Raw genomic sequence first — 10,108 nt, 5'->3', positions numbered from 1 at the left:
ACGGCAAGGAATTCTACCGCCACACCCGAATAGCCAAAGCATTGGTGGCTGAAACCTATTTCTGCCGTCCTTACCGTTCTTGGGAAAAGGCGCTGAATGAAAACACCAACGGACTCATCCGCCAATACTTCCCCAAACAAACGGATTTCCGCAACATTAGTGAGCGGGAAATACGCAGGGTTCAGGATGAGCTGAACCACCGGCCAAGAAAAACACTTGGCTATGAAACGCCAAGTGTTTTATTCTTGAATCTGTTCCAACCACTACTGCCTGAGCGTTGCACTTGAAATTCGAATCTAAGGCCGTCTGAAAAATTCAGACGGCCTCTTAATAATTTGAAAATACAGAATAAGCTCCTATATTTGCCTTATCTAATTAGTAATAGAGCGAAAGTAGCCATAAAATGATTTCTTTTACTACACTGGTTATAGCAGGCATTTTATTCGTTATTGCGTTGTTGGCGGGCATCTTCCTGCCGCATCCGATTACTTGGATAAGTGCATTGATTTTAGGCGGAATCTTATTTTTTATTTTGTTGCCGAAGTATCAAGGACAGCAGCAGGCGATTAGTCATGGAGTTGAGATTCAAGCCGCCGTACAAGAAGTGCGGGAGTGGAGCAGGAAAACGGGAGACGGCGATTATATAGACCGGTATGAAATTATTGCCGTAGCACCGAATCCGGATAACGGCGAAATGTACACATTCGTCAGTCCGCCGATGGGTCAAGATCCCAAACCTTATCTGAAAGACCGGATAACCGTTAAAGTAGATTGGTCCAACCCCAAAGCGTATACGATGGATTTGTCGTTTTTACCGTTTCAAGTTCATTAAAACGCCTGTAAATGAGAGATTAGAACTGCCGTCAGAAAGATGTGAAGCGGTTTTTTAGCTCCGCAATGCTTTCTGACGACACGGCCTAAGAAAGATCGATGCGTTCCCGTAATACCGTGCTGATTTTGGCTATCAATACATCGATGGCCACATTATTTTGTTCGTCGCACGGAATGATAATATGGGCGTGACGTTTGGTCGGTTCGACAAATTGGTTGTGCATAGGGCGGACTTGTTCCGTGTATTGCTTAACTACCGATTCCACCGAGCGTCCGCGTTCCTGAATATCGCGCAGCATTCGGCGGATAAAGCGCAAATCGGCATCAGTATCCACAAACAGCTTGATATCCATTAAGTTTCGGATTCTTTCATCATATAAAGCCAAAATACCTTCGATAATAATCACATCTACCGGTTCTTGGTATTTGGTTTCCGAATGGCGTATGTAGTTTGTGTAGTCATATTGCGGAATGTCCACCGCTTTGCGTGCCAGCAGCAGATTTATATGGTTAAGCAATAAATCATTGTCGTAGGCAGAAGGATGGTCGTAATTCTGCTTCTTACGCTCCTCAATAGGCAGTTCGGGCTGATTTTTATGATAATAGTCTTGTTCGATAATGGTAATCGGACTGCCGCTAAATTCACGGTAAATTGCCTGAGATACCGTTGTTTTACCCGAGCCCGAGCCACCGGCTACGCCGATAATAATAGGTTTTTTCATCGTCATCATTTCTCTTGCTAAATGAGCCGCTATTATAACGCGAAACCTTCCTGCATTTTTCAGACGGCCCTAAAAGCAAGGTATGCGGCAACAGTCAATATCCGATACAATTAGGCCGTCTGAAAAAAGGATACTTCGTATGGCAAAACCCAAAGGCGGCTTGGGCCGCGGTTTAGATTCTCTTATCTCCAACAACATCGACGACGGCGGAAACGACCGCTTAACAACCGTAGCCGTGTCTGATATCCAGCCGGGCCGCTATCAACCCCGAGTACAAATGGATGACGAGGCTCTGCATGAATTGGCAGAATCTATCAAAGCGCAGGGCGTGATACAGCCCGTGATTGTGCGTGAAAGAGGCTTATCGCAATATGAACTGATTGCAGGCGAGCGGCGTTGGCGTGCCAGCCAGCTTGCCGGTTTGACTGAAATTCCGGTCGTTATTAAAAGCATTAGCGATGAAACAGCTCTGGCCATGGGTTTGATTGAAAATCTCCAGCGCGAAAATCTTAACCCCATTGAAGAAGCGCGTGGTTTAAAACGCTTGGCCGACGAATTCAGTCTCACGCATGAAACCATCGCCAAAGCCGTAGGAAAAAGCCGCAGCGCCATATCAAACAGCCTGCGATTGCTCGGTTTGCCCGAGCCTGTTCAAGATATGCTTTATCAACGCCGTTTGGAAATGGGCCATGCCCGTGCATTATTAACCTTGCCGGTTGTGGATCAATTATTGCTGGCTCAAAAAGCAGTGAAGAACGGATGGTCGGTACGGGAAGTCGAACGTCGCAGCCAAATGCTGCAACAAGGACACAAACCCGCCGCATCAAAAAAAATAAACCCCGATATACGCCGTCTGAATGAAGCGATTACCAACAAACTGGGTGTGAATGCAGAAGTTCAGAGCAGAAACCAGAAAAAAGGCAAAATCGTTTTATATTTTGATACCCCTGAAACATTAGAAAATCTCTTACAGCAGCTGGGCATCGATTACGATTACTAAAAACAAGTTTATATTTAGGCAAACTTCAGCAAAGGCCGTCTGAACATTTCAGACGGCCTTCGATTTAAAATAAATTGTGCCGAACTTACAGTAAAAAAAGCAGAATATTCACAAATATACAGATAATCCGCTGTTTAATTTTTAACGATGTGTAGTATCATGTAGTCTGCTTGTGAGAGGTAAGCAAGTTTCGGTAATATCAAACAAAACTAAGGCAGATGTTCAGTTGACAAAGGTTAACAATTGTCTTGACGCTTAAACACATCTTGATTATAGTAGCCCCGCTTAATCATGCCTTTGAGTCACTTGTATGAATAAGATTTTATATGTGCAGTTGGCTGCGTTGGCAATAGTTGCTTTTGTGTGTGCGGTAGTTAGTGGAGAAAGCGGATTTTGGTCAGCCTTGGCAGGCGGCCTGAATTATTTGCTGCCTTCCGCAGCAGCGGTATTACTTTTAAAACTTTTCAAGCCCTACCCTCATTTGGCCGGAAAAATCTTTCTGTTGGGAGAAGGTTTAAAAGTAATGCTGGCATTAGTGTTAATGATCGTGACCTTTGCAATTTGGCACGAAACGCTAAAATTTTTACCCTATATAGCAGGGTTATTTGTAGTCAGCCATCTGGTTTTTTTAGCATTGTTGAGAGTTAGAGACTATGGCAGGTGAATCGATGACTGCTGCAGACTATATCAAGCACCATTTACAAAGCTTGACCAGTTTGCAGGATGTAACCCAAGGGCAAGGCCTTAAGAATATCGCTGATTTTTCCTTCATCAACTTAGATGCCGTATTTTTCGCGGTTGTGTTGGGTATCATAGGCAGCTTTTTCTTGTGGCGCGGAGCAAAAAAAGCTACTGCCGGAGTACCCGGCCGTTTTCAGGCCGCAGTAGAAATATTGTTCGAGTTTGTGGACGATATGTGTAAAAGTATTGTTCACAACGAGCAATCACGCAAATTTGTTGCGCCGCTTGGTTTAACCTTGTTTGTGTGGATTTTCTTGATGAATGCCATGGATTTGCTTCCCGTAGATTTGCTGCCCTTAGGGTGGCAGATGGCTACCGGTGAGCACCATGCACTACTCCGCGTGGTTCCTACTGCCGACTTAAACACTACTTTGGCCATGGCAATCGGTGTTTTGCTAATCTGTATTTTCTATAACATTAAGATTAAAGGCTTTGGTGGTTGGATGCACGAGATGTTCACTGCCCCGTTCGGCCCCATGTTGGCTCCTGCAAACTTTATTCTGAATATTGTAGAGTTCTTATCCAAAACGGTATCACACGGTATGCGGTTGTTCGGTAATATGTATGCCGGTGAATTGGTATTCCTGCTGATCGCCCTTTTAGGTGGCGCATGGGCTGTATCCGGCAGCGTAGGAATCATGGATCCGATCATGTTTGTATTCCATATTCTTGCCGGTTTAGTATGGGCTATTTTCCATATTTTGGTTATTACTCTGCAAGCATTTATCTTTATGGCTTTGGCTTTTGTATATATCGGCCAAGCACATGATGCACACTGATCATCTGTATTGGTTTGCTTCCCATCATAAAAAATGGTTTTTTCAACGTAGTTTTTAACCTTTGTTTTTAATTAAGGAGTTTTAAAATGGGTTTGATTGCTATCGCATGTGGTTTGATTGTTGCATTGGGTGCATTGGGTGCGTCCATCGGCATTGCCATGGTAGGTTCTAAATATTTGGAATCTTCTGCCCGCCAACCTGAATTGATTGGCCCGCTGCAAACCAAACTGTTCTTGATTGCCGGTTTGATTGATGCTGCGTTCTTGATCGGTGTGGCCATTGCTCTGCTGTTTGCTTTCGTTAACCCGTTTGCAGGCTAATCCGAACAGGGAAGCGTTTCGAATTTGTACGAAACACTGTTTGATTAACCCTAAATACGAAGGTTAAGTAAAGTGAATATTAATGCAACCTTATTTGCGCAGTTAATCGTATTTTTCGGTTTGGTATGGTTTACCATGAAATTTGTGTGGCCACCTATCGCAAAAGCCTTAGACGAGCGCGCCGATAAAATCGCCGAAGGTTTGGCTGCTGCCGAACGCGGTAAGAGCGATTTTGAACAGGCAGAAAAGAAAGTTGCAGAACTCTTAGCTGATGGGCGTAACCAAGTTGCCGAAATGGTGGCAAACGCCGAAAAACGTGCAGCGAAAATTGTAGAAGAAGCAAAAACTCAAGCTTCGACCGAAGCTGCGCGTATTACAGCACAAGCTAAAGCAGACGTAGAGCAGGAAACTAACCGTGCTCGCGAAGCTTTGCGTGAGCAAGTTGCTGCATTGGCTGTAAAAGGTGCCGAATCCATTTTGCGTAGCGAAGTCAATGCTGAGAAGCATGCGCAAATGTTAAGTGCCCTAAAACAGGAGCTGTAACCTTATGGCTGAGTTCGCAACAATTGCCAGACCCTATGCGAAAGCATTGTTCGGATTGGCACAAGAGAAAAACCAAATACAGTCTTGGTTGGGCGGACTAAAAGAATTAGCGTCTGTTGTGCAACAGGAAAAAGTTGCTGCATTTGTCGAGCAGCCGGAGCAAAGTGTCGCCGAAAAAGCAGATGCTTTGGCTAAGCTGGTTGATCTAAGCGACTCAAATCTGAAAAATTTTGTATTGGTGCTTGCCGAACAAAAACGCTTACAGATTCTCCCTGAAGTTTATGCGCAATTTCAAGACTTAACTTTGGCACTAAATCATACAAAACAAGCGGTTATTTATAGTGCTTATCCACTAAATGAATCGCAGTTAAATGATCTGACCAATGAGTTGCAACAACGTTTTGGTACCAACTTGGTGGCTACTACTCAAGTAGATACGTCATTGATTGGTGGGGTCAAAGTTGAAATTGGTGACCAAGTACTGGATTTGTCGTTACAAGGTAAATTGAATGCTTTGTATACGGCTATGACAAATTAGGAGAGTTTTCATGCAGCTTAATCCTGCTGAAATTAGCGATTTGATTAAAGCCAAAATAGAAAATTTGTCTGTCAATGCAGAGATCCGCACTCGAGGTACGGTAATTTCTGTTACAGACGGTATTGTGCGCATTCATGGCTTGTCAGACGTTATGCAAGGTGAAATGCTTGAATTCCCCGGCAACACGTTCGGTTTGGCTATGAACTTGGAGCGCGACTCCGTAGGTGCTGTCGTGCTGGGTGAATATGAGCATATTAAAGAAGGTGACGAAGTTAAGTGTACCGGTCGTATTTTAGAAGTGCCTATTGGTCGTGAATTAGTGGGTCGAGTTGTAAATGCCTTAGGCCATCCGATTGATGGTAAAGGTCCGATCAACACCACACTCACAGCTCCAATCGAAAAGATTGCACCGGGTGTTATTGCGCGCCAATCAGTAGATCAACCGATGCAAACCGGTATAAAATCAATCGATTCTATGGTACCTATTGGTCGTGGCCAGCGTGAGTTGATTATCGGTGACCGTCAAACGGGCAAAACAGCAGTTGCACTTGATGCGATTGTTAACCAAAAAGGTACCGGTGTTATTTGTATTTACGTTGCAGTAGGCCAAAAAGCTTCTTCTATTGCTAACGTGGTGCGCAAGTTGGAAGAATATGGTGCAATGGAACATACCATTGTAGTTGCAGCCACAGCTTCAGAGGCAGCGGCATTGCAATTTATTGCCCCCTATTCAGGCTGTACCATGGGTGAATTTTTCCGCGACCGCGGCGAAGATGCATTAATTGTTTACGACGATTTGTCTAAACAAGCCGTTGCTTACCGTCAAATATCATTGCTGTTGCGTCGTCCACCCGGTCGAGAAGCTTATCCTGGCGACGTATTCTATTTACACAGCCGTTTGCTTGAAAGAGCTGCACGTATTAATGCCGATGAAGTAGAAAAACTGACCAATGGTGAAGTAAAAGGCAAAACAGGTTCTTTGACTGCTCTCCCCATTATTGAGACCCAAGCAGGTGATGTTTCAGCTTTTGTACCAACTAACGTAATTTCTATTACAGACGGTCAAATCTTCTTGGAAACAGATTTGTTCAACTCTGGTATACGTCCGGCAATCAATGCGGGTATTTCTGTATCACGAGTGGGTGGTGCCGCACAAACTAAAGTTATTAAAAAACTCGGTGGCGGTATCCGTTTGGCTTTGGCTCAGTATCGTGAACTGGCGGCATTCTCTCAGTTTGCTTCGGATCTTGATGAAGCTACCAGAAAACAACTTTTACACGGTGAGGTTGTGACTGAACTGATGAAGCAAAAGCAATTCAGCACCCTTAGTACGGCTGAAATGGCATTAACTTTGTGGGGTATCAACAATGGTTCCTATGAAGATGTGCCTGTTTCGAAAGCTTTGGCTTTTGAGGCTGAGTTCCTGAGCTATGTCCGTACGCAACATCCTGCGGTACTTGAAGAAATTAATGCTTCGGGTGCTATGTCGGATGAAAATGAACAAGTACTGACCCAGGCTATGAAATCATTCAAATCTTCTTACGCTTATCAAGCCTAAGAGTACAGGATGAAAGGAGTCTGAGATGGCAGTAGGAAAAGAGATTCTCACCAAAATCCGCAGTGTTCAAAATACTCAAAAGATCACTAAAGCGATGCAAATGGTGTCAACCTCTAAAATGCGGAAGACTCAAGAACGGATGCGTCTTGCACGTCCTTATGCTGAAAAAGTACGTTTGGTAATGAGCCATTTGGCTCAAACCCATTCTGATCATGGTGTCAAACTGCTTGAGCCGCATCGCAGCGTACAGCGTGTAGGATTCATCCTGATTACCACCGACAAGGGTTTGTGTGGTGGTTTGAATGCAAATGTGTTGAAAAAATTTTTAGCACAAGTTCAAGAGTATCAAGACCAAGGTATTGAAGTTGATGTGGTGTGTTTGGGCAGCAAAGGATTAGCAGCTTGCCAACGAATCGGATTGAATGTAATCGCCAGCGTTGTTAATTTAGGTGATACTCCGCGAATGGAAAAATTATTAGGAGCCTTGACCGAAATTTTCCAGCGCTACGAGAAAAAACAGTTAGATGTGATTCATTTGGTGTATTCAGGCTTTGTGAATACTATGCGCCAAGAGCCCCGCAATGAAATTTTATTGCCGATAGGCCAAAACACAATGGAAAGTGTGAGTGAAAGCAGTGATTATAATTGGGATTATCGCTATGAGCCCAGTCCTGTTGCTGTTTTGGAATATTTGGTCCGCCGCTATTTAGAGTCTGTGGTTTATCAGGCGTTAAGCGATAATATGGCTTCAGAGCAAGCCGCACGAATGGTAGCGATGAAAGCTGCTACCGATAATGCGGGTAATGCCATTAAAGAGCTGCGCTTGGTATATAACAAGTCGCGCCAAGCCGCGATTACCACAGAGTTGTCAGAAATTGTTGCCGGTGCTGCTGCTGTTTAAGGTGGCGGTATTGTGCATTTAAAATAGGATGCGATAATGAGCCAAGGCAAAATCGTACAAATTATCGGTGCGGTAGTTGACGTAGAGTTTTCCCGCGATGCTATTCCGCATGTGTATGATGCCCTGAAGTTGGTTGATCAAGACTTGACTTTAGAAGTTCAACAGCTTTTAGGCGATGGAGTAGTGCGTACCATTGCGATGGGCAGTTCAGACGGCCTCAAGCGCGGAATGTCTGTGATGAATACAGGTTCGCCGATTACTGTTCCGGTAGGTAAAGCTACGCTAGGCCGTATTATGGACGTACTCGGTAATCCGGTAGATGAAGCCGGTCCTGTTGGTGCAGATGTAAAACGTGCCATTCACCAAGAAGCTCCCAAATTTGACGAGCTTTCAAGCACTACTGAATTATTGGAAACAGGAATTAAAGTAATTGATTTGCTTTGTCCTTTCGCCAAAGGTGGTAAGGTAGGCTTGTTTGGTGGTGCGGGTGTTGGAAAAACCGTAAACATGATGGAGTTGATTAACAACATCGCCAAAGCACACAGCGGCTTATCAGTATTTGCTGGCGTGGGTGAGCGTACTCGTGAAGGTAACGACTTTTACCATGAGATGAAGGATTCCAATGTATTGGATAAAGTAGCCATGGTTTACGGTCAAATGAACGAACCTCCGGGTAACCGTTTGCGCGTTGCTTTGACTGGTTTGACTATGGCCGAATATTTCCGTGACGAGAAAGATGAAAACGGCAAAGGTCGTGACGTCTTGTTCTTTGTGGATAATATCTATCGCTACACTTTGGCCGGTACGGAAGTATCTGCATTGTTGGGTCGTATGCCTTCGGCAGTAGGTTACCAGCCTACATTGGCAGAAGAAATGGGCCGTTTGCAGGAGCGTATTACTTCTACTCAAACAGGTTCGATTACGTCTATTCAAGCAGTATATGTACCTGCGGATGACTTGACTGACCCGTCTCCCGCTACAACTTTTGCCCACTTGGATGCAACTGTGGTATTGAGCCGTGATATTGCTTCATTGGGTATTTATCCGGCAGTAGATCCGCTTGATTCTACCTCTCGTCAATTGGATCCGATGGTTTTGGGTCAAGAGCATTATGATGTAGCCCGCGGCGTACAATCTACCCTGCAAAAATATAAAGAATTGCGTGATATTATTGCCATTTTGGGTATGGATGAATTGTCTGATGAAGACAAACTGACAGTTATGCGTGCGCGTAAAATCCAACGTTTCCTGTCACAACCGTTCCATGTTGCAGAAGTATTTACAGGTTCTCCGGGTAAATATGTTTCTTTGCGCGACACTATCGCAGGCTTCAAGGCTATTTTGAGCGGTGAATATGACCACTTGCCGGAACAAGCTTTCTATATGGTTGGCGGTATCGAAGAAGCCGTAGAGAAAGCGAAAACCGTAAACTAAGGAGGCCGGCATGAGTATCATGCAAGTTGAAGTGGTAAGTAATGAGCAGAATATTTATTCAGGGGAGGCCAGTTTTGTGGTTGTGCCGACCTTGGCTGGTGAGCTTGGTATTTACCCCAAACATGAGCCGATTATGAGTTTAGTCCGCCCGGGTGCCTTACGTTTGACAGTACCGGGTTCTGCCGAAGAAATGTTAGTAGCGGTTTCAGGCGGCCTTTTGGAGGTTCAGCCGGATAAGCTGACTGTATTGGCCGATGTTGCAGTGCGTAGCGAAGAAATGGATCAAGCTCGTGCTGAAGAGGCTAAGAAAGCCGCAGAAGCCTGCATTTCTCAAGCTGCTGATGATGATTCACTGGCTAAAGCTCATGCAGCTTTGGCTGCAGCGATTGCGCAGCTGAAAACCTTGGATTATATTCGTTCGCAAAAAAACAAATAAAAATCTGTTTGTTAAACCAAAAGCACAGCATTTGCTGTGCTTTTTTATTGTATAGTCAATCTGCTTAATTTTACTACGGTGTTGTTACGCCCTGGTTAAAGAGAACGATTGTGTATGCCGCTAAAGCGGCAACAGAATCGGTTACGTACTTATATAGTTAATCCTCTTAATTTTTAATGGGGCTGAAGTAGATTAGCCCTAAACACCACACCAAAGCCGCAAAGTTTTTAACTGCTGCTTTGGTGTCCCGAAGTTAAAACGAAACTCACATTCTTTCAAGAACAGAGGAAAAGATTTTCGGTCGA

Annotated in this window: 13 protein-coding genes and 1 pseudogene; 12 read left to right on the top strand and 2 right to left on the bottom strand. The window is 44.4% G+C overall.

Annotated features, from left to right (window positions below; translation table 11 throughout):
- Nucleotides 1-287, top strand: a 287-nt coding sequence (locus AKG43_RS12585) for an IS30 family transposase (protein ID WP_156300670.1), incomplete at its 5' end; no start/stop codon positions are given.
- Nucleotides 288-403: 116 nt separating this feature from the next.
- Nucleotides 404-832, top strand: coding sequence for a hypothetical protein (locus tag AKG43_RS11245; protein ID WP_231718160.1), 429 nt, complete (start codon nt 404-406; stop codon nt 830-832).
- Between the two features lie 85 nt (nt 833-917).
- On the opposite strand, the gene udk is transcribed toward AKG43_RS11245, so the two are convergent.
- Nucleotides 918-1,553: a uridine kinase gene (gene udk / locus AKG43_RS11240; RefSeq protein ID WP_054600637.1), complete on the bottom strand. Its 636-nt coding sequence runs from the start codon at nt 1,551-1,553 to the stop codon at nt 918-920.
- Between the two features lie 139 nt (nt 1,554-1,692).
- Here udk and AKG43_RS11235 point away from each other — a divergent pair, with 139 nt between their 5' ends.
- From AKG43_RS11235 to AKG43_RS11190, 10 genes are all read left to right on the top strand, one after another.
- A complete protein-coding gene (locus tag AKG43_RS11235; RefSeq protein WP_054600636.1) occupies nt 1,693-2,553 on the top strand; it encodes a ParB/RepB/Spo0J family partition protein in 861 nt (286 codons plus the stop codon).
- 310 nt (nt 2,554-2,863) lie between these two features.
- On the top strand, nt 2,864-3,217 hold the full coding sequence (locus AKG43_RS11230; protein WP_054600635.1) for an ATP synthase subunit I: 354 nt from the start codon (nt 2,864-2,866) through the stop codon (nt 3,215-3,217).
- Nucleotides 3,207-4,073 carry a F0F1 ATP synthase subunit A gene (atpB, locus tag AKG43_RS11225; protein WP_054600634.1) on the top strand — a complete coding sequence of 289 codons (867 nt, stop codon included), beginning with the start codon at nt 3,207-3,209 and terminating at the stop codon, nt 4,071-4,073. The genes AKG43_RS11230 and atpB overlap by 11 nt, the downstream gene beginning before the upstream one ends.
- An 86-nt stretch (nt 4,074-4,159) precedes the next feature.
- Complete coding sequence (gene atpE / locus AKG43_RS11220; RefSeq protein ID WP_004284425.1) at nt 4,160-4,393, top strand: F0F1 ATP synthase subunit C; 234 nt, start codon at nt 4,160-4,162, stop codon at nt 4,391-4,393.
- 72 nt (nt 4,394-4,465) lie between these two features.
- Nucleotides 4,466-4,936, top strand: a complete 471-nt coding sequence (locus AKG43_RS11215) for a F0F1 ATP synthase subunit B (protein WP_054600633.1) — start codon at nt 4,466-4,468, stop codon at nt 4,934-4,936.
- Between the two features lie 4 nt (nt 4,937-4,940).
- Nucleotides 4,941-5,474, top strand: a complete 534-nt coding sequence (locus AKG43_RS11210) for a F0F1 ATP synthase subunit delta (protein ID WP_054600632.1) — start codon at nt 4,941-4,943, stop codon at nt 5,472-5,474.
- A gap of 10 nt (nt 5,475-5,484) precedes the next feature.
- On the top strand, nt 5,485-7,032 hold the full coding sequence (gene atpA / locus AKG43_RS11205; protein WP_054600631.1) for a F0F1 ATP synthase subunit alpha: 1,548 nt from the start codon (nt 5,485-5,487) through the stop codon (nt 7,030-7,032).
- Between the two features lie 25 nt (nt 7,033-7,057).
- Nucleotides 7,058-7,933: a F0F1 ATP synthase subunit gamma gene (gene atpG / locus AKG43_RS11200; RefSeq protein ID WP_054600630.1), complete on the top strand. Its 876-nt coding sequence runs from the start codon at nt 7,058-7,060 to the stop codon at nt 7,931-7,933.
- Nucleotides 7,934-7,969: 36 nt separating this feature from the next.
- Nucleotides 7,970-9,367 (top strand): F0F1 ATP synthase subunit beta, encoded by a 1,398-nt coding sequence (atpD, locus tag AKG43_RS11195; protein WP_054600629.1) that lies wholly within the window; start codon nt 7,970-7,972, stop codon nt 9,365-9,367.
- A 10-nt stretch (nt 9,368-9,377) separates the two neighbouring features.
- Nucleotides 9,378-9,803 (top strand): F0F1 ATP synthase subunit epsilon, encoded by a 426-nt coding sequence (locus AKG43_RS11190; RefSeq protein ID WP_054600628.1) that lies wholly within the window; start codon nt 9,378-9,380, stop codon nt 9,801-9,803.
- 198 nt (nt 9,804-10,001) lie between these two features.
- Here AKG43_RS11190 and AKG43_RS12875 read toward each other — a convergent pair.
- A pseudogene (locus tag AKG43_RS12875) lies at nt 10,002-10,108 on the bottom strand (IS1595 family transposase); the annotation flags it as partial.

The sequence above is a fragment of the Neisseria sp. 74A18 genome (assembly GCF_001308005.1).
GTDB lineage: Bacteria > Pseudomonadota > Gammaproteobacteria > Burkholderiales > Neisseriaceae > Neisseria > Neisseria dumasiana.
Note: the sequence above shows the minus strand (reverse complement) of the source record. Positions and strands in the feature narration are given on the sequence as shown.